The 24,850-nt window shown below is 71.1% G+C and carries 15 protein-coding genes; 6 read left to right on the forward strand and 9 right to left on the reverse strand.

Annotated elements, in window-relative coordinates; genetic code table 11:
* Position 1 precedes the first annotated feature (1 nt).
* A complete protein-coding gene (locus Q0840_RS00280) occupies positions 2–700 on the forward strand; it encodes a TrkA family potassium uptake protein (protein WP_298454637.1) in 699 nt (232 codons plus the stop codon).
* Positions 701–798: 98 nt separating this feature from the next.
* On the opposite strand, the gene Q0840_RS00285 is transcribed toward Q0840_RS00280, so the two are convergent.
* The 6 genes from Q0840_RS00285 to Q0840_RS00310 all read right to left on the reverse strand — a co-directional run bounded on the left by Q0840_RS00285 (position 799) and on the right by Q0840_RS00310 (position 13,964).
* Positions 799–5,154, reverse strand: coding sequence for an immunoglobulin-like domain-containing protein (locus Q0840_RS00285; RefSeq protein ID WP_298454640.1), 4,356 nt, complete (start codon positions 5,152–5,154; stop codon positions 799–801).
* A 195-nt stretch (positions 5,155–5,349) separates the two neighbouring features.
* Positions 5,350–9,081 carry an alpha-L-arabinofuranosidase C-terminal domain-containing protein gene (locus Q0840_RS00290; protein ID WP_298454643.1) on the reverse strand — a complete coding sequence of 1,244 codons (3,732 nt, stop codon included), beginning with the start codon at positions 9,079–9,081 and terminating at the stop codon, positions 5,350–5,352.
* A gap of 185 nt (positions 9,082–9,266) precedes the next feature.
* Positions 9,267–10,304, reverse strand: a complete 1,038-nt coding sequence (yjfF, locus tag Q0840_RS00295) for a galactofuranose ABC transporter, permease protein YjfF (protein ID WP_298454645.1) — start codon at positions 10,302–10,304, stop codon at positions 9,267–9,269.
* A complete protein-coding gene (locus tag Q0840_RS00300; RefSeq protein WP_298454648.1) occupies positions 10,304–11,347 on the reverse strand; it encodes an ABC transporter permease in 1,044 nt (347 codons plus the stop codon). Before Q0840_RS00300 ends, yjfF begins: the two co-directional genes overlap by 1 nt.
* Positions 11,347–12,873, reverse strand: coding sequence for a sugar ABC transporter ATP-binding protein (locus tag Q0840_RS00305; RefSeq protein ID WP_298454650.1), 1,527 nt, complete (start codon positions 12,871–12,873; stop codon positions 11,347–11,349). Before Q0840_RS00305 ends, Q0840_RS00300 begins: the two co-directional genes overlap by 1 nt.
* Before the next feature lie 74 nt (positions 12,874–12,947).
* A complete protein-coding gene (locus tag Q0840_RS00310; RefSeq protein WP_298454653.1) occupies positions 12,948–13,964 on the reverse strand; it encodes an ABC transporter substrate-binding protein in 1,017 nt (338 codons plus the stop codon).
* Between the two features lie 596 nt (positions 13,965–14,560).
* On the opposite strand from Q0840_RS00310, the gene chvE reads away from it, so the two are divergent.
* From chvE to Q0840_RS00335, 5 genes are all read left to right on the forward strand, one after another.
* On the forward strand, positions 14,561–15,706 hold the full coding sequence (gene chvE / locus Q0840_RS00315) for a multiple monosaccharide ABC transporter substrate-binding protein (RefSeq protein WP_298454656.1): 1,146 nt from the start codon (positions 14,561–14,563) through the stop codon (positions 15,704–15,706).
* 114 nt (positions 15,707–15,820) lie between these two features.
* Positions 15,821–17,368: a multiple monosaccharide ABC transporter ATP-binding protein gene (gene mmsA / locus Q0840_RS00320; RefSeq protein ID WP_298454660.1), complete on the forward strand. Its 1,548-nt coding sequence runs from the start codon at positions 15,821–15,823 to the stop codon at positions 17,366–17,368.
* Positions 17,365–18,597, forward strand: coding sequence for a multiple monosaccharide ABC transporter permease (mmsB, locus tag Q0840_RS00325; RefSeq protein ID WP_298454662.1), 1,233 nt, complete (start codon positions 17,365–17,367; stop codon positions 18,595–18,597). Before mmsA ends, mmsB begins: the two co-directional genes overlap by 4 nt.
* A 43-nt stretch (positions 18,598–18,640) precedes the next feature.
* On the forward strand, positions 18,641–19,852 hold the full coding sequence (locus Q0840_RS00330) for an ROK family transcriptional regulator (protein ID WP_298454664.1): 1,212 nt from the start codon (positions 18,641–18,643) through the stop codon (positions 19,850–19,852).
* A 109-nt stretch (positions 19,853–19,961) separates the two neighbouring features.
* Positions 19,962–20,762 (forward strand): ATP-binding cassette domain-containing protein, encoded by an 801-nt coding sequence (locus Q0840_RS00335; protein WP_298454666.1) that lies wholly within the window; start codon positions 19,962–19,964, stop codon positions 20,760–20,762.
* Positions 20,763–20,811: 49 nt separating this feature from the next.
* Here the strand turns inward: Q0840_RS00335 and araA are convergent, their stop codons facing one another.
* The 3 genes from araA to Q0840_RS00350 form a co-directional block, all read right to left on the reverse strand.
* Positions 20,812–22,320, reverse strand: a complete 1,509-nt coding sequence (gene araA, locus Q0840_RS00340) for an L-arabinose isomerase (RefSeq protein ID WP_298454670.1) — start codon at positions 22,318–22,320, stop codon at positions 20,812–20,814.
* 91 nt (positions 22,321–22,411) lie between these two features.
* Positions 22,412–23,131, reverse strand: a complete 720-nt coding sequence (locus Q0840_RS00345; RefSeq protein ID WP_298454673.1) for an L-ribulose-5-phosphate 4-epimerase — start codon at positions 23,129–23,131, stop codon at positions 22,412–22,414.
* A gap of 49 nt (positions 23,132–23,180) precedes the next feature.
* Positions 23,181–24,809: a xylulokinase gene (locus Q0840_RS00350; protein WP_298454675.1), complete on the reverse strand. Its 1,629-nt coding sequence runs from the start codon at positions 24,807–24,809 to the stop codon at positions 23,181–23,183.
* Positions 24,810–24,850 lie beyond the last annotated feature (41 nt).

The raw sequence follows: 24,850 nt of genomic DNA on the forward strand, positions 1-24,850 counted from the left end.
CATGCGCTTCGACCGCGGCAGCCGGGCGTCCCGGGAGAAGGAGAAGCAGCAGCGGGACTCCGGCGTCCTGGTGATCGGGCTCGGGCGGTTCGGCTCGGCCATCGCGTCCACGCTGGACAACCTCGGCCAGGACGTGCTGGCCGTCGAGCGGCAGCCGGAGCTGGTGGCGCAGTGGACGGGGCGGGTGCCGCTGGTGGAGGCGGACGCCGCCAACCCCGAGGCGCTCGAGCAGCTCGGCGCCCGGGACTTCCCGGTCGCCGTCGTCGGCGTCGGCTCCTACCTCGAGGCCAGCGTGCTCATCACGGGCAACCTCGTCGACCTCGGCACCCCGCAGATCTGGGCCAAGGCCACGTCCAACGAGCACGCGCGCATCCTGCAGCGGATCGGCGCCCACCACGTGGTGCTCCCGGAGGCGGACGCGGGAGCGCGGGTGGCCCACCTGGTCTCCGGCAAGATGCTGGACTACATCGAGGTCGAGGACGGCTTCACGATCGTCAAGATGCGCCCGCCGCGGGAGACGCAGGGGTTCACGATCGGCCAGACCAAGATCCGCGAGCGGTACGGGGTCACCGTGGTCGGGGTGAAGTCGCCGGGTCAGGACTTCGTGTACGCCGAGCCCGACACGCGCATCTCGCCCGACGACCTGCTGGTCGTCTCCGGGCACGCCGACCTGCTCGAGCGCTTCGCCGCCCGCCCGTAGCCGCTCGCCGGCGAGCGCCGCCGGTCGGCGCCCGGTCCGGCGGGACGCCCGAGGGCCGGGCACCGATCGGTGCCCGGCCCTCGGATCACTGCTCCGGCTCAGTCCGCCGCGCGTGCGGGACGGAACAGGAACTGGTCGAACCGGTAGAGGAACGCCGCCATCGCCTGTCGGGTGACCGGCGCGGTCGCCCGGAACGTGTGGTCCGGGTACCCCTCGGTGATGTCCGTGTCCTCCAGCCACCCGATCGCCGTGGCGAACTGGTGGTCGGCCGGCACGTCGGAGAACTCCGGCGCGTCGGCCTTCGGGGAGCCCGCGAGGCGGTGCAGGAACGCCGCCATCGCCTGCCGCGAGACCGGAGCCGTCGGACGGAACGTGCCGTCCGCGTACCCGTTCGAGTACTCGGCGGCGTGCATCCACTCGATCGCCTCGTAGAACGGGTTGTCGGGATCGACGTCGGAGAAGGTCTGCTGACCCTCCTCCGGCGTGTACTCGACCCCCGAGTAGCGGTACATGAACGCCGCCATCGCCTGCCGCGACACCGGCACCGCCGGGTAGAAGAACCGCTGGTCGCCGACGGGGGTGCCCAGGCTCAGGCCCCGCTCGGCCATCCAGCGGATCTCGTCGTAGAACGGGTGGCCGGCCATGACGTCCGCGAACTGCGGCGCCGCGGCGACCACGGTGACGGTCGCGGTCGCCCGGGCGCTGACGCCCGCACCGACCGTGCCGGTCACCGTGAACTGGCCCGGACCGGCGTACGACGCGGGGTCGACCGCGTCCCACGTGACCGGCAGGTCGTTCGTCGAGCCGTCACCCATCGTGACCGTGACGGTCGCCGGCAGGACGGGCGCCTTGCCGGCCGTGGTGCTCACGGAGACCGGTGCGACCGACTCCACGAAGGCGTCCGGCTGGTAGCTCGCGAGCAGCCGGTCGTACTCGGTCTGGGTGACCGGGATGACCGTGCCGTGCCGCGGGCTGGACGGCAGGTCCGCCGAGGGGATGGACGTCCAGTCGCCGGAGGCGATGTCGTCGGTCTCGAAGGCCATGTACCCCTGGCCGCCGTGGTACGAGGGCTGGTCGATGAACATGAACCAGTGCGACGGGTCCTCGTTGTCGCGGAACGCCAGCGGCCCCTCGCCCTGGGTGAACGTCCCACCCCAGGGGTTCGGCTGGCCGACGCCCACGCGCTCCTTGACCAGCTGCCACGGCGACGACGTCGTCGTCGGCAGCGTCCCGGTGACCACGGCGGTCAGCTCGGGCGAGCGCTCCTGGCGGACCGTCATCGAGGCCTCGTCCTTGATGAACCGGTAGAAGGTGTCCCCGTCCTGGACGACGGTCGCGTCGATCATGCCGCGGCCTGCACCGCGCCGGACGTCGACCCACGGCCGGGGCTCGCTGAAGGTCACGAAGTCCCGCGTGGTCGCGAACATCATCCGGTTGTAGCTCGTCGCGACGTCGCGGGACGCCTCGTCGGTCGTCTCGTACAGGTTGGAAGCCCAGTAGACGACGTACTGACCCGACTCGGAGTCGTAGAACGCCTCCGGCGCCCAGGTGTTGCCGGCGAAGTCGGAGGAGACCTCCACCGCACGCGGCTCGGACCAGTTCACCAGGTCCGTGGACTCCCACACGACGATGTTCTGGCTGCCCGACTCCTGCGCCCGGCCGAAGTCGAACCCGCCGTACAGGTCGTGCATGTTGAGGTCCGTCGCGATGAGGAAGAACCGGTCCCCCTCGGGCGAGCGGATGATGAACGGGTCGCGGACGCCCTCCTCGCCGACGTCCGACTGGAGCACCGACTCACCGTCGTTGAGCTGCTGCCAGCTGAGCGGGTCGTTGCCCTCGCTGACGGAGAAGTAGATCTCCTCGAAGTTGGTGTTCGTCTCCCCGCGGAAGTACGGGAAGAAGTACGCCGCCTTCTCCTCCTGCACGGGCATGGGCTGCACGGTGGCCACGATCGTCCGCGACGCGCTGGCCCCACCGCGCGTGGCCGTGACGGTCAGCGTGACCTCGACCGGCTCGGCGCCGGGCGCCGGGCGGGTGACCTCACCGGTCGCGGTGATGACCGTCGGCGCGCTGGAGGTCCACGTCAGCGTGGAGCCCTCGTCCCCCGCCGTCGGCAGCGTGATGTTGCCGCGGACGTCGTCGACCGAGGGGATCGCCACGTCGCCGAGGTCGGCCGCGACCGCGGCGGCATCCGTCGCCGCCTCGCCGTAGGCCGCCTGCAGCGCGGCCCACTCGCCGCCGGTCACGGGCAGCACGGTGCCGTGCCGGAACCGGGCCGGGAAGTCGACGTCGTCCTCGGGGACGAGCGACCACTGCCCGCTGTCGAGGTCGGTGGTCGTGAACGGCAGGTAGCCGCGGCCTCCGTATTCGTCGATGAACATGTACCAGCGCTCCTCGGTGTTCGACTTGAACACGAGCGGGCCCTCACCCCGGTCGATGCCGGGAGCGGTGTCGGTCGGGGCGCCGATGCAGTCCGCGACCAGCTCGTAGTCCGTCGAGAGCAGGTCGGTCGACTTCTCCCCGGTGATGTACTTCGAGCACGGGGTGCTCGAGGTGTTGTCCCGCTCGTCCTTCGTGTACCGGTAGTACACGCCGTCGTGCTCGACGACGGTCGAGTCGATGACCGAGTAGCCCGGGTCGATCCAGACCTGCGGCTCGCTGAACGTGTGGAAGTCCCGGGTGGTGACGTACATCATCCGGTTGTAGGTGTCCCCGGTGTGGTCCGGGTCGTCGTCGGCGTAGAGCTTGGACGCCCAGAAGACGACGTACTCCCCGATCGCCTCGTCGTAGAAGGCCTCGGGTGCCCAGGCGTTGCCGGCCTCCGGCGGTGCCACCTCGGCGAGCCGGCCCTCGGACCAGGTCACCAGGTCGGTCGACTCCCAGATGACGATGTTGCGGCTGCCCTGGCGCTGCACCTCGTCCCAGCTGCCGCTGGACCCGTTGTACATCCGCAGGTCGGTGGCGATCTGGTAGAACTTGTCGCCCTCCGGGGAGCGGATGATGAACGGGTCGCGCAGGCCCATCTCGCCCGTCTCGGACGTCATCACCGGCTCGCCGTCGTTGAGCATGGTGTAGCGCAGCGGGTCGTTGCCCTGGCTCAGCGCGAAGTACACCTGCTCCCCCTGCGGCAGCCCCTCGCCGAGGAAGTGCGAGAACAGGTAGCCCTCGTACTCCTGCGGCGCCGGCAGCGCCGGGACGGTGGCGGTGAAGACGCGGGTCGCGGTCGCGGCACCGATCGTCACGGTGGCCGTGAGGTCCACCGATGCGGCGGCGGACCCGGGCGCGGGGCGGTTCACCTCACCGGTCGCCGTGATGGTCGCCGGGGCCGACGACGCCCAGCTCACCGTGCTGCCGTCCGGACCGGTGGCGGGCAGCACGAGGTCGCCGCGCACGTCCCCCACGTTGTGGACCACGAGCGCCGCGGCGGCGGCGTCCACGCGGACCTGGTCGGTGGGCTGCGGGAGCACCGTGACGGTGAACTCGGTCGTGGCCGTCGCGCCGCGCTGGGTGAGCGTCGCGGTCAGCGTGGCGGACGCAGGCCCCGCGTCCGCGGCGGGGCGGGTGATGGCGCCGTCGGCGGTGACCACGCCGGGGTCCGACGACTGCCAGGTGACGGCCGAGCCACCGGGCGTGGTGGCCGGCAGCACGAGGTCGCCCGACACGGCCGAGGTGTCGCCGATCGTGAACGTGGCGGCGTCGGCCGCGACGGCCGCCGCGGCATTCGCCGCGCTGATCTCGGCGACCTCGCCGGCGTCCAGGGCCCGGTCGTAGATGCGGAAGTCGTGCACCGCGCCGCGGAAGTACGGGTCGGCGGTGTAGAGCGAGCGGCCGATGTAGTTCGCGGTGGTCGTGCCGTCGCCGATGCTGCCGGGGGTGATGGTGATACCGGTGTTGCGGGCCACCTCGGCGCCGTCCTCGTAGATCACCGCGGTGCCGTCGGCGAGCGTGTACGTCAGGTGCTTCCACACGCCACGGGTCAGGTTCGCCGCCGGGGACGCCTGCGTGTTCTGCTCCGTCGACCAGTTGCCGCTCGCGATCGCGGTCCGGTACGGGTTGCCCTCGGTGAACAGGTAGCCGTCGCCGGCGCCGTCGGCGCCGGTGTTGCCGAGCCCGTAGATGAAGTAGTTGCCGGCCTGTGCCGGGTCGATGCGCACGTCGAGCGCGATGCTGATCGCGTCGAGGCCCGCCATGAGGTCGTCGGGCAGGTCGACGTAGTCGTCGACGCCGTCGAGCACGAGCCCGTCCGGGGTCAGCTCGGCGCCGCCGAGGACCTCCGCGTCGTTCCCGTTGCCGGAGGCGTCCGGGACGGCCGTGCCCCCCGCACCGGCGAGTGCGTAGTGCGCGACCAGCCCGTCGGTGGGTGCCGCCGCGGCGGCCGCCATCGGCAGCGTGGTCATCACCCCGCCCGCCAGTGCTGCGGCCGTGAAGGCGGCCGCTGTCCGTCGATGTCTCATCGCCGGTCCTCTCTGCTGTCGCCGGCGCGCGTCGTCGCTCGCCGGGATCCGTCGGGTGGTGCCCCCGCGTGCGTCGTCGCCCGTCGGGGTCGTGCGCCGGCGCACGTGGGGCGCGCGCCGGGTGTCACCGGTCCGCGCCCTGGGCGCGGAGAGGCACAGGGGCCGGCGGGAGAGCTCCCGCCGGCCCCTGTGGTGTCAGCCCTCCGTGGGGAGCGCGTCGAAGCGGTGCAGGAACGCCGCCATCGCCTGCCGGCTGATCGGCGTCGCCGGGCGGAACGTCCCGTCGGGGTAGCCGTTGGCGACGTCCGCCTCCTCGACCCATGCGATGGCCTCGGCGAAGTCGTCGGTGGGCCGCACGTCGGTGAAGGACGCCGCACCCTGCGGCGCCGGCTCACCGGCCGCACGGTGCAGGAACGCCGCCATCGCCTGCCGGCTCACCGGACGCGTCGGACCGAACGTCCCGTCCGCGTACCCACCGGCCAGCCCCATCTCGGCCATCCACTCGATCTGCACGTAGAACGGGTCCGTCGGGTGCACGTCGGTGAACGACCGCGTGCCCTCGGCAGGCACCCACGTCGCACCGGCGTACCGGTACATGAACGCCGCCATCGCCTGCCGGCTCATCGGCGCGGTGGGCAGGTAGAACACCTGGTCACCGATGGTCGAGCCGGTCGACAGGCCGTTGTCGGCCAGCCAGCGGATGTCGGCGTAGAAGGGGTGCCCCGGGGAGACGTCGGCGAACACCGGGCCCTGCGGGGGCTCGGCCTCGGTCGTCGGGATCCGCAGGAAGCTGATCGAGTACGCCGGGAAGGTGTACTCGAACTGCTCCGACAGACCGGTCAGCTCACGCTCGACCGGCACGATGTTCGTCGGGTCGGCCTTGGTGTTGGTCGCCGTCAGGGAGTCAGCCGTCATCTCGATGACCGAGCCGGTCCCGGCCACCTCGACGTCGGTGATGGTGACGTCGGTGGCGATCGCCGCCGGCGCCGTGTTGACGACCTTGACCAGGAGGTCCCCGGTCTCGACGTCCCGCGTCACGACCTGGTGCACGACCTCCGGCGGGACCGGCTCGGTGTACTCCAGCTGCAGCTCGTCATCCAGGTACAGCCGGACGGTGGACCCGTCGACCTCGACCCGGATGTCGTAGGTCTGCCCGGTGACCAGGGAGAAGTTCTCCCGGGCGGCGACCTCACCCTGACGGGCGCCGTTGGCGCGCTCCAGGACGGAGCGGGTGTTGTTCCAGCCGCCGAGGTTCCACCAGTAGAAGTCCTGGGCGCCGTTCGCCGCGAAGCCGACGAGGAAGCCCTCGTTGCCGGCCTCCTTCGTCGCCTGGAGCTCGAACGTGTAGTTCGTCCAGTCCTGCCCGTAGGCGTCCGGCGCGAGCGTCCGGGCGTCCTCGACCGTGGTCGACGTCTGGCGGTACTCGCCGTCGACGACCTCCCACGTGCCGCGCTCGGGCGTCCAGTCGTCGGCGCCGTCGGAGAAGTCCTCGGCGTACAGGACCTCGCCGTCCGCGCCGGTCACCTGCAGGTTGTCGTAGCTCGCGCTCGTCGCCCACGTGGACAGGAACACCCCGCCGGAGATGTCCTGGGTGGGGACGGTGACGTCCGGCAGGTCGAAGTCGCTCGGGACCGTCTGGTCGCCCCGGTTGTTGGCGAACAGCTGCTGCACGTAGTAGTTCGGCGTGCCCCACACCTCGTCGTTGTCGAACCAGATGGCGTCCGGGGACCACTGGATGTAGTCCTCGTTGGCCAGCAGCGGGGCGTACGACGCGAGCTCGACCAGGTCGGAGTTGCGCTCGATCCCGGTCATGAACGCGGCCTCGGCGAGCGCGTTCCAGAAGGTGTTGCCGCGCGAGGCGTACTCACCGAGGAAGACGTGCGGCCCGTCCCGGTCGTAGTCGTCGTAGCGGTGGGTGTTCGACAGGAACCACGCCGGGTCGTTGTAGTAGTGCTCGTCGACCATGTCCACGCCCTGCGCGCGGTTGAACTCCCACAGCTCGTCGAACCGGGCACCGGTGTCGTCCGGACCCGAGTTCGAGATGATCGTGATGTCCGGGTAGACCTCTTCGATGGCGTCCCGGAAGACCGGGAAGTTCGCCTGGAACGTGTCGGTGTTCTCCTCGTTGCCCAGGCCGATGTAGCGCAGGCCGAACGGCTCCGGGTGACCGAGCTCGGCGCGGACGGCGCCCCACTCGGTGGTGACGTCACCGTTGGCGAACTCGATCAGGTCCACCGTGTCCTGGACCCAGCGGTCGAACTCGGGGTGGTCCTGCGTCATCTCGGGGATGGTGCTGCCGCAGCCGTTCGCACCGACGGAGACGACCGGCAGTGGCGTGGCGCCCAGGTCCTCGGCGAACTTGAAGTACTCCAGGTAGCCGATTCCGTAGGACTGGTTGTAGCCCCAGAAGTTCCAGTTGGTCGCACGCTCCTCGACCGGACCGATGGTCTCCTTCCACTGGTACGTGCGGCGACGGTCCTCGAAGTCGCTGCTGACGTAGCTGTCGAAGGTGCCGACGTTCGTCACGCAGCCGCCGGGGAACCGCAGGAACGACGGGTTCATCGCGGCGATCGTGTCCGCGATGTCCTCGCGCAGGCCGTACTCGCCGTTGACCGGCCCCTCCCACTGGTCCTCGGGGAACAGGGACACCATGTCCAGCGCGACGGTGCCCGCCGCGCCGGCGACGACCGCGAGGCGGCCCGCCGTGGTGGACCCCGTGGCCGTGAGCGTCGTCTCGTACTTCTTCCACTCACCGGACCCGTCGACGGCGACGGTCCCGGTCGCGAAGGTGGCCTCGCCGGCCGCGTCCTCGACGGCCACGGTGAGCGGCTGCGCCGTCTGCGACCGCGCCCACACCGAGAACAGGTACTCCTCGCCCGCGACGACGGGGACGCCGGTGTTGTAGCTCGTGTTGCGGATGCCCGCACCGGCGCCCGACGCCTCGAGCTGCAGGTAGAACCTGTTGGTGTCGTTCAGCCGGCCCTCGTCCGTGACGACCGCCGTGGTCGCGGTCGCGCCCGCGCGCTCGACCTCCTCCCACGCCGTCATGCCGGTGAAGGACGCGTTGTCCGCGCTGGTGAACTCGAAGGACCGGTTGCGGACCAGCTCGGCGTACAGACCGCCGTCGGCCGCGTAGTTGATGTCCTCGTAGAACAGCCCGTACAGGTCCGGGCTCATCTCGACGCCGGTCGCGTCACCGTCGATGGTCAGCTCACCGGGCAGGACCTCGGGATCGACCGGCCCCGGCTCCTCGGGCTCGTCGGCCGGCACGATCGCGAAGTAGTCGAACGTCGCCGTGTGCGACGGCGCGCCGCCGGCCGCGAGGGCGTACAGGCCGACCTGCGTGATGTCGAAGCCCACGGTGACCTGGGCGGCCTGCACCCACGCACCGTCGACCCAGATGCTGGTGGTGACGGTGTCGCCGGTGCGCTGCAGCCTCAGGGTCTCCCCCGTGGAGTCCGCGCGGGCCGTGGTCGTGGACCCGAACACCCCGCCGGTCTCGACCGCGTTCTCGACCACGAGCGGGCCGTTGGTGGCGATGCTCACGTGCGCGAAGCCGGCACGGATGTAGTTGTCCAGGTCCTGCATGGCGATCAGGCCGGCGCCCTGGAAGTCCACCGAGGCGGGCGCGACGAACGAGGTGACGGCGGTGAAGTCGCCGACCGGGACGTCGACGAGGAAGAGGTTCCGAGCGTCGTTGCTGTCCTGGTACGTGTCACCGACCAGCGACTCCAGCGTCAGCGTCCCGGCCCCGGCGTCGAGCGACCAGCTGTCGGGTGCCTCGTTCATGACGGTCCAGCGCTGGTCGAGGGTCTCGCCGTCGAACTCGTCGACCCACGCGCCCTCGGGCAGCACCTCCGGCGGTGCGGCGGCCGTGGCCGCGGTGGCGCCACCCAGCAGGGTGACGGCCAGGGTGAAAACGGTCACAGTTGCCAGGCCCGCTGACGCGCGGGCCCGTCCTCGCGAAACAATCATGGTGCTCCTACCACTCGGCAAGGGTGTTCGGGGGCCCGGAGGCGGGCGTCGTGCGGAGATCTCCTCTCGTGCGGACGGTCGTCGACGGCGGCGTGCCGCGCACCGGGAGGTCGCACCCTCCCGGTGTGCGGCACGTGTCAGTGCCGTCGACGGATGACGAGCAGCCGCTGCAGGATCACGAACGCCAGCAGCAGCGCGCCGATCACGATCCGGGTCCACCACGAGCTGAGGGTGCCCTCGAACGTGATGATGGTCTGGATCAGACCGAGGATGAGGACGCCCACCAGGGAGCCGAGGACGAAGCCGCTGCCGCCGGTGAGGATCGTGCCGCCGATCACGACGGCGGCGATCGCGTCGAGCTCCATCCCGACGCCGGTCAGCGAGTACCCCGACCGGGAGCCGACGGCGAACAGGAACCCGCCGATGCCGGCGCAGGTGCCGCTGATGACGTAGACCAGCACCTTGGTCCGCGCGACGGGCAGACCCATGAGCTGGGCGGACTGCTCGCCGCCGCCGATGGCGTACACCGTGCGGCCGAACCGCGTGTGGTGCAGCACGTAGAAGCCGACCGCCACCACGACCAGGGCGATGATCACGCTCGGGGTCGCCGACCAGGTCTCGCCGATCCGCAGGCGGGTGCTGGACAGCCACACGATCGTGGGGTCGGTGATGGTGATGGAGGACAGGCTGATGACGTAGGCCAGGCCGCGGGCGAGGAACATCGCCGCCAGGGTCGCGATGAACGGTTGGACCTCGAACACGTGCACCATCACGCCCACCACCAGCCCGATGACCGAGCCGACGAGGATGATCATCGGGATCACGACGGGCGCGTCCCAGCCGGCCTGGAACAGCGAGGCCGCCATGATCCCCGAGAGGGCCACCACCGCACCGACCGACAGGTCGATGCCCCCGGTGATGATCACGAACGTCAGGCCCACCGCGAGCACGATCAGGTGCGCGTTGTTGATGAAGAGGTTCGACACCACGCGCCCCGACAGGAAGTTCTCGTACCGGGACCCTCCGATGGCGAACATCAGCGCCAGGACGACGATCGTCCCGATGACCGGCAGGAATCGCCGGTCGAGGCCGCCGCCGCGCAGCGGGCCGGTGAGCCGGCCGACCAGGCCCGGTCCGGTGCTCTTGGTCGGCGTGACGAGCTGGTCCGCGGACATCAGGCCGCCACCTCCACGGGGGTCTTGGGTGCCGGCGCGGTCTGCGTGGGGCGCGGCGGGCCGGACGACATCCTGCGCCGCACGATCGGCGCCTGGACGAGGACGACGGCGATCACGACGATCGCCTTGAACAGCGGCGTGATCGACGGCGAGATGCCGAGGATCGTCACGGTCAGGGTCAGGGTCTGGATGATGAAGACCCCGACGACGGTGCCGGCCAGGGAGAACTTGCCGCCGGCGAGCGACGTGCCACCGATGACCACGGCCAGGATGGCGTCGAGCTCGATGAACAGGCCCGCGTTGTTGGCGTCGGCCGCCATGACGTTGGAGCTGATCATGAGGCCGGCGATGCCCGCGAACAGGCCCGACAGCGCGTACACCGTCCACACGATGCTGCGGGACTGGACGCCGGCGAGGCGGCTCGCCTCGGGGTTGATCCCCACCGACTCGATCAGCACCCCCAGCGCGGTTCGCCGGGTCAGCACCGCGACGAGCGCGAAGATCGCACCCGCGATGAGGATCGACACCGGCAGCCCGATCCAGTAGCCGCCGCCGATCACCCGGTAGGGCGCGCTGTTGATCGTGGTGATCTGGCCCTCGGTGATGAGCATGGCGATGCCGCGTCCCGCGGTCATCAGCACGAGCGTGGCGATGATCGGCTGGATCCCGAGCACGGAGACGAGGAAGCCGTTCCAGACGCCGAGCACGAAGCACAGCGCGAGGGCGATGCCCACGGCGACGAGCACCGTGGACAGCGCGCCGGGGTCGGATGACGACCCGATGAAGCTCAGGGCGACGGCACCGGAGATCGCCACCACGGCACCCACGGACAGGTCGATGCCGCGGGTGGCGATGACCAGCGTCATCCCCAGCGCCACCAGCAGGAGCGGTGCGCTGTTGCGCAGGATGTCGATGGGCGCTCCGAAGAGGTGGCCGTCCTGCAGTCGCAGCCCGAGGAAGTCCGGGGTGTTGATGGTGTTGGCCACCAGCAACGCCACGAGCGCGACGAGGGGCCAGAACAGCCGGTGTCTGGTGAAGCGCATCAGGACCTTCCCCCGCTGGCGATGAGCTCGACGACGTCGTCGACCGACGTCGTGGAGTCGTTCGTGATCTCCGCGACCTTGGTGCGGTCGCGCATGACGGCGATCCGGTGGCTGAGCCGGAGCACCTCCTCGAGCTCGGCCGAGATGAAGACGACCGACATGCCGTCGGCGGCGAGCTGCGCGACCAGCCGCATGATCTCCCCCTTGGCGCCGACGTCGATGCCCCGGGTCGGCTCGTCGAGGATGAGCACCTTGGGCGCGGTGGCGAGCCAGCGGGCCAGCAGCACCTTCTGCTGGTTCCCGCCGGACAGGTTGCGGACCAGGGCCTCGGGGTTGGCGGGCCGGATGCCCAGCGCGTCGATGTACTTCGCGACCACCTCGTCGGCCTTGCGGGACGGGATCCGCCGGGCCCACCCGCGGTCGGCCTGCAGGGCCAGCATGATGTTCTCGCGGACGGTGAGGTCACCGACGATGCCCTCGGCCTTGCGGTGCTCGGAGGAGAACGCCACCCCGAGCTTCATCGCGGCACGCGGGGTCCGCAGCCGGCCGGAGTGCCCGCCGATGGTCAGCTGCCCGGTGTCGGCGTGGTCGGCGCCGTAGAGCAGGCGGGCGAGCTCGCTGCGACCCGAGCCGAGCAGGCCGGCCAGGCCGACCACCTCGCCCTCGTAGACGTCGAGGTCGAACGGCGAGATCGCGCCGCGTCGGCCCAGGCCGATCGCCTTGACGGTGGGCTCGCCCCCGGTCGACGCGCTCGACCGGGCCGGGACGGCGGCGTCCAGCGCGCTCAGCTCCTCCACGGACTGGCCGATCATCTTCGCCACCAGCTCGCGCCGGGACAGGTCGCCGACGAGGTACTCCCCGACGAGCTGGCCGTTGCGCAGCACCGTGAGCCGGTCGGAGATCTCGTAGACCTGCTCGATGAAGTGCGAGACGAAGAGGATCGCCACGCCCTGGTCACGCAGGGACCGCATGACGGCGAACAGCTGCGCGACCTCCCCGGCGTCCAGGCTCGACGTCGGCTCGTCGAGGATGAGCACCTTGGCGTCGACCACCATGGCGCGGGAGATCGCGACGAGCTGCTGGATGGCCAGGGAGTGCGAGCCGAGGGCCGACCGGGGGTCGATGTCCAGACCCAGTCTGGCCAGGTAGGTCCCGGCTTCCCGGCGCAGGGAGCGCCAGTCGATGCGCCCGCCCCGGCGGGGCTCGTGGCCGAGCATGATGTTCTCCGCGACCGAGAGGTTCTCGCAGAGGTTGACCTCCTGGTACACCGTGCTGATCCCGGCCTCCTGGGCCTGGGCGGGGCCGGAGAACGTCTTCGGCTCGCCGTACACGGTGATACGGCCCGAGTCGATGCCGTAGACGCCGGTGAGCGCCTTGATCAGGGTCGACTTCCCCGCGCCGTTCTCCCCCATGAGGGAGTGGACCTCACCGGGGTACAACCTGAAGTCGACACCGTCGAGGGCCTTGACCCCGGGGAACTCGATGGAGATCCCGGTCATCTCGACCGCGGGTGCGGGCGTTGTCATCGTCGACCTTCCGTGCGGCAGGGTGACGGAACCTGACCGGCCCCGGGCGCGGGGCCGGTCAGGTTCCGGTGGGCTCAGTACTCGCGGGTGGGCAGGGCCTCGATCGCGGCGGCCTGGTCGAAGGCCTGGTCCTCGACCACGATGCGCTTCTCGACCTCCTCGCCGGCGACCACGCTCTTGATGATGTCGGCCAGGTCCGGGCCCAGCAGCGGGTTGCACTCGACGATGTAGTTGATCTTCCCGTCCGCCAGCGCCTGCATGCCGTCCTTGACCGCGTCGATCGTCACGATCTTGATGTCCTCGCCCGGCGTCAGACCGGCGGCCTCGATCGCCTCGATGGCACCCAGACCCATGTCGTCGTTGTGGGCGTACACCAGGTCGATGTCGTCATGCGCCTGCAGGAAGCCCTCCATCACCTGACGGCCCTCGGTCCGGGTGAAGTTGCCGGTCTGGGACGCGATGATCTGGATCTCGGGGTTGCCCTCGATCGCCATCTCGAACCCTTCCTTGCGGTCCACCGCCGGCGCCGCACCCGTGGTCCCCTGCAGCTCGACGACGTTCAGCGGCTCACCGCCCAGGTTCTCCACGACCCACTCGCCCGCACGCTGACCCTCCAGCACGAAGTCCGAGCCGATGAACGACTCGTACAGCGACTCGTCCTCGGAGTCCACCGCGCGGTCGGTCAGCACGACCGGGATCCCCGCGTTCTTCGCCTCTTCCAGGACCGCGTCCCACCCGGACTCCACCACCGGGGAGAACGCGATCACGTCCACCCCCTGGGCGATGTACGACCGGATCGCCTGGATCTGGTTCTCCTGCTTCTGCTGCGCGTCGGAGAACGAGAGCTCGAAGCCGTTCTCCTCGGTCAGCGTGTCCTTGATGGACTTGGTGTTCGCCGCGCGCCAGCCGCTCTCCGCGCCGACCTGGGAGAAGCCGACCGAGATCAGGTCGCCACCGCCGCCGCCCTCGCCGCCCGCCCCGGCCTGCGCGTCGTCGCCGCCGTCACCACCGCCACAGGCGGCCAGACCCAACGCCATGAAGCCGGCCGCGACCGCTGCCACAGTCCGCTTGGTGAAGTTCGTGCTCCGCATGGTTCTCCTCCTCGAGACGCGTCTGCCGGTCGGGTCCTCGGTGGCCCGGGGGCACGGCAGCGCGGTGTCGCCCTCGACCCGCTGCGAGCAAGTGTTAACGCTCACATGCAGCCGGTCAAGGTGCATCAGCATCACAGGTCGATAACGGCGTGACCGGCACGGGAACCAACTCGGAGGCGGCCGAGCGACCCGGTCCGTCGGGGCAGACGAGCGATCCTGTCCGGCGGTCACCGACCGGACCGCAGATCGGGCGACGCCCGTGGCGGCGACGGGCGCGAGCCGCAGGGACGGTCCGCGCCGACCGGTCCTCACCGTCGCATCGCCGGGCGACGGACGACGGCCCGGGCGGCGCGAATGTTGAGTTCACGGTCCGGACGCAACGCCGGCCCCCCTCGGTGTCGAACGGCCCAACGGGCGCAAAAGACACGGTTCGGTCACGACGCTTGGCACGCTTGGCTTCAGGTCCTAAAGTCAGGACCACAACAGCGGCATGGCCGGCCCTCTGTCGCAACGACCGGGGCCGGCCTGGACCGGGCGTCGACGCCTCGTCCCTGCCCGGGCGGCCGGAAGCCGTACAGAACAGAAGGTGGACAAGGATGTCTCGTATGTGGAAGAGGACCGCGGCTGGTCTCCTGACGGCCGGCCTGATGGTCGGCTCGCTGACCGCGTGCAGCAGCGAGCGGGAGCCCGCCGCGGGCGGCGGTGACGCCACCGCGGGTGGCGCCGCGGCGGCCGAGGACACCCTGGTGGGCATCGCGATGCCGACGAAGAGCCTCGAGCGCTGGAACCGTGACGGCGCGAACCTGGAGGAGCAGCTGCAGGAGGCGGGCTACGAGACCACGCTGCAGTACGCCGACAACAAGGTCGACCAGCAGATCACCCAGCTGCAGAACATGATCAACCAGGAGGCCGACATCCTCGTCGTGGCCTCCATCGACGGCACCGCGCTCGCGCCCGTCCTGCAGACGGCCGCGGACCGCGACATCACGGTCATCGCGTACGACCGCCTCATCAACGACACCGAGAACGTCGACTACTACGCGACGTTCGACAACTACCAGGTCGGCCAGCTCCAGGGTCAGTTCATCGAGGAGCAGCTCGGCCTCGCCGACGGCGCCGGGCCGTTCAACCTCGAGCCCTTCGCCGGGTCGCCGGACGACAACAACGCCAAGTTCTTCTTCTCCGGCGCGTGGGACGTCCTGCTCCCCTACGTCGAGAGCGGCCAGCTCCAGGTCCCGTCGGGCAAGGCCCCGGCGTCGAACGACGACTGGCAGAGCATCGGCATCCAGGGCTGGGGCTCGGACACCGCCCAGGCCGAGATGGAGAACCGCCTCAACTCGTTCTACAGCGGCGGCACGAAGGTCGACGTCGTCCTGTCCCCCAACGACTCGCTCGCGCTGGGCATCGCCCAGGCGCTCGAGGGCGCCGGGTACACCCCCGGTGAGGACTGGCCGATCATCACCGGTCAGGACGCGGACAACGCCAACGTGCTCAACATGCTCGCCGGCAAGCAGGCCATGACGGTCTGGAAGGACACCCGCGAGCTCGCCGACCGCACCGCCACCATGGTCGACCAGATCGCCCAGGGCGAGACCGTCGAGGTCAACGACGAGGAGACGTACGACAACGGCGTCAAGGTCGTCCCGACGTTCCTGCTCCCGCCGGTCGTCGTCACGCCGGACAACGTCCAGGAGACCCTCGTGGACTCGGGCTTCTACGAGGCCGGCGACCTCGGTCTGTAGACCGACCGCACCTCGACGCCGCCGGCGTCCGCCTCCGCGGACGCCGGCGGCGTCGAGGTGGCCGTGCCCACCACCGGACATCGACCGTCGGGTGACCGACAGGGGCGAGGGAGCATGAACGACCACATCCTCGAGATGCGGGGCATCACCAAGCGGTTCCCCGGCGTGATCGCGCTGCAGGACGTCACGCTCGCGGTCCGCCGCGGCGAGGTGCACGCGATCTGCGGCGAGAACGGCGCCGGCAAGTCGACGCTGATGAAGGTGCTGTCCGGGGTGTACCCGCACGGCGACTACGAGGGCGACATCGTCCTCGACGGCAAGACCGTGGAGTTCCGCGGGATCCGCGACTCCGAGGCCGAGGGCGTCGTCATCATCCACCAGGAGCTCGCCCTGAGCCCCTACCTGTCGATCGCCGAGAACATCTTCCTCGGCAACGAGCAGCTCTCCTCGCGCGGCGTCGTCGACTGGAACCGGACCAACGCACGGGCCGCGGACCTGCTCCGGCAGGTGGGCCTGACCGAGCGACCGGACACCAGGGTCATGGACATCGGTGTCGGCAAGCAGCAGCTCGTCGAGATCGCCAAGGCGCTGTCCAAGGAGGTCAAGCTCCTCATCCTCGACGAGCCCACCGCGGCGCTCAACGACGAGGACAGCGCGCACCTGCTCGGCCTGATCCGGGGCCTGCGGGACCGCGGCATCACGTCGATCATCATCAGCCACAAGCTGAACGAGATCGAGGCGATCGCCGACTCCACGACGATCATCCGCGACGGCCGGACGATCGAGACCCTCGAGATGCACGGCGCCGAGCCCGTCAGCGAGGAGCGCATCATCCGCGGGATGGTCGGCCGCTCGCTCGACAACCGGTTCCCGGAGCACACCCCGAGCATCGGCGCCGAGGTGCTGCGGATCGAGGACTGGACCGTGCACCACCCGGTCGACCAGAGCCGGCTCGTCGTCGACGGCGCCAGCATCACCGTGAACCGCGGCGAGATCGTCGGGCTCGCCGGTCTCATGGGCGCGGGCCGCACCGAGCTCGCCATGAGCGTCTTCGGCCGCTCCTACGGCTCGCGGATCTCCGGGCGGGTCTTCAAGGACGGCAAGCCCGTCCACCTGCACACCGTCGACCAGGCCATCAAGAGCGGCCTCGCCTACGCGACCGAGGACCGCAAGCACTACGGGCTCAACCTCATCGACACGGTGCAGCACAACGTGTCGGCGGCCGCGCTGGACAAGCTCTCCCGCGGCGGGGTCGTCGACCGCCGGCAGGAGGGCACCGTCGCCGAGCGGTTCCGCAAGGACCTCAACATCAAGACCCACACCGTGCAGGCCTTCGTCGGCAAGCTCTCCGGCGGGAACCAGCAGAAGGTCGTGCTGAGCAAGTGGATCTACGCCGACCCGGACGTGCTCATCCTCGACGAGCCCACCCGCGGCATCGACGTGGGGGCCAAGTACGAGATCTACACGATCATCAACAAGCTCGCCGAGCAGGGCAAGGGCGTGCTGGTCATCTCCTCCGAGCTGCCCGAGCTGCTCGGGATCTGCGACCGCATCTACACCCTGAGCCAGGGGCGGGTCACCGGTGAGGTGCCACGCGCCGAGGCCACCCAGGAACGACTCATGCAGTACATGACCATGGAGAAGGACGGGAAGGCGTCATGAGCGTCGACATGAACACCACGCCGAACCTGCCGGCCGGTGAGCGCGCCCGCGTGCCGCTCTCCCAGCGGCTCGGCGGGCTCGGCGGCAACGCGCGCCAGTACGGCATCTTCGGGGCGCTCGTCGTCATCATCCTGCTGTTCCAGGTGCTGACCGACGGCAAGCTCCTGCTCGCCAACAACGTCGCGTCCCTGTTCCAGCAGAACGCCTACGTGATGATCCTGGCGATCGGCATGGTGATGGTCATCGTCGCCGGGCACATCGACCTGTCGGTGGGATCGGTGGTCGCCTTCGTGGGCGGCATCGTGGCCCTGTCGATGCGGGACCTCGACCTGCCGTGGGCCGTGGCGATCCTCATCGGCCTCGCGGCGGGTGCCCTGGTCGGCGCCTGGCAGGGGTTCTGGGTGGCGTACATCGGCATCCCGGCGTTCATCGTCACCCTGGCGGGGATGCTGGTCTTCCGCGGCCTCGCCCTGGTCCTCGTCGGGGAGACGGTGGCCGGGCTGCCGCCCGAGTTCATCTCGATCGCCGGCGGCTCGCTGCCCAACGTCCTGGGCTTCGTCGGCAACGCCGACGTCGTCACGCTGGTCATCGGCGCCGTGGCGTTCCTCGCCCTGGCGTTCACGCAGGTCCGCGCCCGCCAGTCGATGCGCAAGCACAACCTGCACGCCGAGCCGGTGGGCGTGTTCATCACCAAGCTCGTCCTGGTCGCCCTCGGCATCGGTGCCCTGACCGTGATCCTGTCCTTCTCGGCCGGCGGCACGCCGATCGTGCTGGTCATCGTCGGCGTCCTGGTGGTCGTCTACTCCTTCCTCATGGGCCGGACCGTCTTCGGCCGGCACATCTACGCGATCGGCGGCAACCGGGCGGCGGCCGCGCTGTCCGGGGTGAGCACCAAGCGCGTCGACTTCTGGATCTTCGTCAACATCGGCGTGCTCGCCGCGGTCGCGGCGATCGTCACCACGTCGCGGGCGGGCGCCGCGATCGCGGCCGCCGGGCAGAACTACGAGCTGGACGCCATCGCCGCGTGCTTCATCGGTGGCGCGGCGGTCACCGGCGGCATCGGCCGGATCTCGGGCGCTATCGTCGGGGCGCTCATCATGGGCGTGCTGAACATGGGCCTGTCGATCATGGCGGTCGACCCGGCGTGGCAGCAGGCCATCAAGGGTCTCGTGCTGCTGCTCGCGGTCGCCTTCGACCTGCTGAACAAGAGGCGCGCCGGCACCCGCTGAGGAGCGACGTCCGGACCGGATCGCGACACCAGGGGGGCGTGCGGTGAGCAGGCGCGCAGGGGCGACGGCGGGGTCGCAGTCGTCCCTGCGCCTGGCGAACCGCTCCCTGGTGGTGGACACGGTCAAGCAGTACGGCGGGCTCACGCAGGTCGAGCTCGCCGCGGCGACCGGCCTGTCGGCCGCCACGGTGTCGACGATCGTCCGTGAGCTCCTCGCCGCGGGCGTCGTCGACATCGCGACCACCACCCGCAGCGGTCGACGTGCCCAGATGGTCACCCTCGCCCGGCGGGTCGGGCTCGCCGTCGGCGTCCAGGTCGGGCACCGGCACCTGCGGATCGTGCTCGGTGACTTCACGCACGAGGTGATCGCCGAGCAGAGCCTGCCCCTGCCCCACGAGCACCGCGTCGACACGACGCTGGACCGGGTCGCCCTGCTGGTGATCGACCTGCTCGAGCAGATGGGCTCCACCCTCGAGGACGTCGTGGGGCTGGGCATCGGGCTGCCCGCGCCGGTCGACACCGCCACCGGCACCATCTCCGTGCAGGACATCATGCGAGGCTGGGAGGACGTCCACGTCGGCCGGATCATGTCCGAGCGACTGGGCCGGCCGGTCTACGTGGACAACGACGCCAACCTCGGCGCCCTCGCCGAGAGCACGCTCGGGGCCTCCGCCGACCGGGTCGACTCGGTGTTCGTCCGGGCGTCCTACGGGACCGGCGCCGGCATCGTGCTGAACCGGTCGCTGCACCGCGGCTTCGCCGGGACCGCCGGGGAGATCGGCCACCTCCAGCTCGACCCGCAGGGTGCGATCTGCCGCTGCGGGAGCCGGGGCTGCCTCGACACGGTCGTCGGGGCGACGGCGCTGATCGACGCGCTGCGCAGCGCCTACGGGAGCCTGACGCTGCGCGACGTCATCTCCCGTGCGAACGACGGCGACCGCGGGTGCGCCCAGGTCATCTCGGACGCGGGCGCCACCATCGGCGCCGTCATCGCGTCGCTGGCGGTCGCCGTCAACCCGCAGTGCGTCGTCGTCGGCGGCGAGCTGGCCGAGACCGGGGAGCTGCTGCTCGCGCCGCTGCGCGAGGCGGTCAACCGCCGTCTGCTGCCGAACCGCGTCGCCCCCATGGAGGTGGTGCTGGGTGCCCTCGGCACCCGGGCCGAGGCGCTCGGTGCGATGCTGCTGGCCCTGCAGTCCACCGACGTCCCGCTCGACGAGCTCGACCGGGACGCGTCCGCACCGGGGGTGCTGCGATGATGCGAGGCGCCCGGACCGGGGTGCCGCCACGGCGGCGCCGGTCCACGACCTGGGACCCGCCGGGTCGACCGCACGGGGAACGAGCCGACGAGGGAGCAGGTGAGAGGCGATGAGCGACGAGGCTCGGGTGCCCCTGCTGGCGATGCGCGGCATCACCATGCGGTTCGGCGCCGTGGAGGCGCTGGTCGACGTGGACCTCGAGGTGCACGCCCACGAGGTGGTCGCCCTGGTGGGCGACAACGGGGCCGGCAAGTCCACGCTGGCCAAGATGATCTCCGGCGTGCTCCAGCCCGACGCCGGGATCATCGAGATCGACGGCGAGCCGGTGACCGTGCCGACCCCCCAGGCCGCCGCGGCGCTCGGGGTCGCCACCGTGTTCCAGGACCTCGCGCTGTGCGAGAACCTGGACGTGACGTCCAACCTCTTCCTGGGCCGCGAGCTGCGCTCGCGCTGGGTGCGCGACGACGGGCAGATGGAGGAGGTCGCCCGCCGGATCCTGCGCAGCCTCAGCTCCCGGATCCCGTCGGTGCGGTCCCCGCTGTCGACCCTGTCCAAGGGACAGCGTCAGTCCGTGGCGATCGCCCGCACGCTGATCGGCTCGCCGCGCATCGTCGTCCTGGACGAGCCCACCGCCGCGCTGTCCGTGGTGCAGACGGCCGAGGTGCTCACGCACATCGAGCAGCTGCGCAACCTCGGCCTCGCCGTGGTCCTCATCAGCCACAACATGACCGACGTACGCGCCGTCGCGGACCGCATCGAGGTGCTGCGGCACGGCCGCAACAACGGGTCCCTCGACGTGGCGACGTCCAGCTACGAGGAGGTCATCGCGGCGATCACCGGCGCCCCGACCGAGCCGCGCCCCGCACAGCACGCGCCCCTGCGCAGCTCGACCACCGCTTGGCCGGCCTGACCGCCGGTCGCACGGCCCGACCCCGCGGGGCCGGGCCGCGCGGCGCGTCCTACAGCCCCTGCGCGAGCCGGTAGTACGCCTGGTTGGTGCGGACCTCGCGGGCGAACGAGCGGCGCGTGGTGTCCTCGTCGATGACCAGCAGCTCCGTGCGGGCGATCTCGGCGAAGTCCTCCCACACCTCCACGTCCAGCGCGGTGGTCAGCACCGTGTGGTGGGCGCCGCCCGCGGTGAGCCACGCCTCGGCCGACGTCGTGAAGTCCGGGCGCGGCTTCCAGACCGCCCGCGCGACCGGGAGGTTGGGCAGCTCCGCATCGGGCGCGACGACGTCGACCACGTTGGCGGTGAGCCGGAACCGGTCGCGCATGTCGGCCAGGGAGACCACCACGCCGACGCCGGGGTCGGTGTCGAAGACGAGGCGGACCGGGTCCTCGCGGTCGCCGATGCCCAGCGGGTGCACCTCGAGCGACGGCCGGCCGGTGGTCAGGGTCGGGCAGATCTCGAGCATGTGGGCGCCGAGGATCTTCTCGTCGCCCGGCACGAGGTCGTAGGTGTAGTCCTCCATGAGCGAGGCACCGCCGGGCAGCCCCTGGCCCATGACCTTGGCGGCGCGGACCAGGATGGCTGTCTTCCAGTCGCCCTCGGCGCCGAAGCCGTACCCGTCGGCCATCAGCCGCTGGACGGCCAGGCCGGGCAGCTGCCGCAGCCCGCCGAGGTCCTCGAAGTTGGTGGTGAACGCCTGCGCACCGACCCGCTCGAGCAGCGTGCGCAGGCCGATCTCCTGCCGCGCGCCGTAGCGCAGCGACTCGTGCCGCTCGCCGCCCGCGCGGAGCTCGGGGACGACGTCGTACTGCTCTTCGTACTGCCCGACCAGGGCGTCGATCTCGGCGTCGCCGACGGCGTCGACCACCTCGACGAGGTCGTTCACGCCCCAGGTGCTGACCTCGACGCCGAACCGCAGCTGCGCCTCGGTCTTGTCGCCCTCGGTCACCGCGACGTTGCGCATGTTGTCGCCGAAGCGCGCCAGCCGCAGCTCGTGGGTGGCCTTCCAGCCCGCGGCGGCGCGGACCCAGCCGCCGATCCGCGCACGCACCGCCGGGTTCGTGGCGTGCCCGACGACCGTCTTGCGGGCGACCCCGAGCCGGGTCTGGATGTATCCGAACTCGCGGTCGCCGTGCGCGGCCTGGTTGAGGTTCATGAAGTCCATGTCGATGTCCGCCCACGGCAGCTCGACGTTCGCCTGCGTGTGCAGGTGCAGCAGCGGCACGCGGAGCGCGTCCAGGCCCGCGATCCACATCTTGGCCGGCGAGAAGGTGTGCATCCACGCCACCACCCCGAGCACCTCGTCGGCGGCGTTGGCCTCCAGCGCCATCCGTCGGATGGCGTCGGAGCTCTTCAGGACGGGCTTCCACACGATCTTGACCGGGATCTCGCCGGACTCGTCCAGCACCCGCGCGATGCCCTGGGACTGCTCGGCGACCTGGCGCAGGGTCTCCTCGCCGTACAGGTCCTGGCTGCCGGTGAGGAACCAGATCTCGCGGTCGGCGTACGGCTTGGTCATGTCGGGCTCCTGGTGCTGGGGGTCGATCGGGCGGGCGCCGGGCTGCGTCCCGCCGGGGGTCGGGTGGTCCCGGGGGCCACGACCGGGGCGGTCAGCCCTGGCCGTAGACGTTCTGGTAGCGCGCGTACAGCGAGTCGACGTCGGACTGCGCGATCGGCAGCGGGTCGCCGAGCTGACGCGCGATGTGGATGGTCCGGGCGACCTCCTCGGCCATCACGGCCGCCTTGACGGCGGCGCGGGCGTCCCTGCCGATCGTGAACGGCCCGTGGTTGCGCATCAGCACCGCCGGCGACCGGCTGCCGCGCAGCGTCTCGACGATCCCGCGGCCGATCGAGTCGTCGCCGATCAGCGCGAACGGGCCGATCGGGATGGGGCCGCCGAACTCGTCGGCCATCATGGTCAGCACGCACGGCACCTCCTCGCCGCGCGCCGCCCACGCCGTCGCGTAGGTGGAGTGGGTGTGCACCACGCCGCCGACCTCGGCCATGTGCTGGTAGACGTACGCGTGCGCCGCGGTGTCCGACGACGGCGACCGGTCGCCGTCGACCAGGGCGCCCTCGAGGTCGCACACGACCATCTCGGCGGCGGTGAGCGCGTCGTAGGAGACCCCGGACGGCTTGATGACGAGCAGGTCGTCCGGCCCCGGTCCGGCGTCGGGATCGACGACGACGCGCTGCGAGACGTTGCCCGCCGTCCACACGACGAGCCCCCACCGGGGCAGCTCGGCGTGCAGTGCGGCGACGACGTCCCGGGTCCGCGCGACGGCGTCGCGCACCTCGTCGGGGTACGCGTCCAGTCCTCGCGTGGTCATGCCGGCCTCCTGCCGTGGGTGGGGGTGCGCGTGCCTGCGGCCGCGCGGGTCAGTCGAGCTCGACCGTGGTCGCCGCCTGCTCGATGGCGAGCCCGGCGACGTAGCGCTCGAGGAAGGTGGTGAAGCCGGCGACGTCGGCGGCGTCGGGCTCGACGACGTCCACCGCGGAGCCGGCGAACACGTGGGCGCGCAGGTAGGAGTCCAGGTCCTGCCCGCCGCCGGCGCCCAGGTATCCGGCCAGCACGGCCATCCCCCACGGCCCGCCCTCACTCGCCGTGCGGGCGACCCCGACCGGCGCCCGGACCGCCGCGGCCAGCAGCCGCTGGGCCACCCCGGCGGTGCGGAACATGCCGCCATGGGCGTACAGGGTGTCGAGCTGGACCCCCTCGCCCTCCAGGACCCGCATGCCCAGGCTGAGCGTGCCGAAGGCGCTGAGCACCTGGGTGCGCATGAAGTTCGCCAGCGTGAGCCGGCTGCCGGGGCTGCGCACGATCAGCGGGCGGCCCTCGGTCAGCCCCGTGATGGGCTCGCCGGACAGGTAGTTGTAGGCCAGCAGGCCGCCGCCGTCCGCGTCGCCGTCCAGCGCCGCGCCCAGCAGGGCGCCGAAGACGGCGTCGGGCTCGGCGGGACGGCCGAGCGCCGCGGCGAACTGGCCGAAGACCTCGGCCCAGGCACCCAGCTCGCTGGCGCCGTTGTTGCAGTGGACCATCGCGACCAGGTCGCCCGCGGGCGTGGTGACCACGTCGAGCTCGTGGTGGACGCGCTCGAGCGGACGCTCGAGGACGACCATCGCGAAGATCGACGTGCCGACGCTGACGTTCCCGGTGCGCGGCGCGACGGCGTTGGTCGCGACCATTCCGGTCCCGGCGTCCCCCTCGGGCGGGCACATCGGGATCCCGGCCCGCAGCGTCCCGGACGGGTCGAGGAGCGCGGCACCCTCCTCGGTCAGCCGGCCGGCCTCCTGCCCGGCGACCAGGACCTCGGGCAGCAGGTCCCGCACCGCCGGCATGCCGGGACGACGCTCGGACAGCAGCTCGTCGAGCTGCCCGAGCATCCGGGCGTCGTAGTCGCGGGTCTGCGGGTCGACCGGGAACATGCCCGACGCGTCGCCGACACCCAGGACGTGGCGTCCCGTGAGCCGCCGGTGGACGTACCCGGCCAGGGTCGTCAGGGTGCGGACCCGGGCGACGTGCGGCTCGTCGTCGAGCACGGCCTGGTACAGGTGGGCGACCGACCAGCGCAGCGGGATGTTCTGGCCGAACAGCTCGGTCAGCTCCCCGGCGGCTCGCTCCGTGGTGGTGTTGCGCCACGTCCGGAACGGGACGAGCAGCTCGCCGTCGTCGTCGAAGGCGAGGTAGCCGTGCATCATCGCGGAGACGCCGAGACCACCGACGGTCGTCGGCCGCACGCCGTGCCGGCGCTCGGCGTCGTCCCGCAACGACGCGACGCAGCTGCGCAGACCGTCCCAGACGGCGTCCAGCGAGTAGGTCCACATCCGGTCGACGAGCTGGTTCTCCCAGTCGTGGCTGCCGCTGGCCACGGCGGCGCCGTCGGGACCGATCAGCACCGCCTTGATCCGGGTCGAGCCCAGCTCGATGCCCAGGGACGTGCGCCCCTCGACGATGGCTGCGGGCGTGCCGGCGCGCGGGTCGGTGCCCTGCTGCGGGTCGACGGCCATGTCGCTCCCGTCCGTGACGACGTGGGCATCTCCGCGCAGCG

The sequence above is a fragment of the uncultured Cellulomonas sp. genome, assembly GCF_947494015.1.
Taxonomy (GTDB): domain Bacteria; phylum Actinomycetota; class Actinomycetes; order Actinomycetales; family Cellulomonadaceae; genus Pengzhenrongella.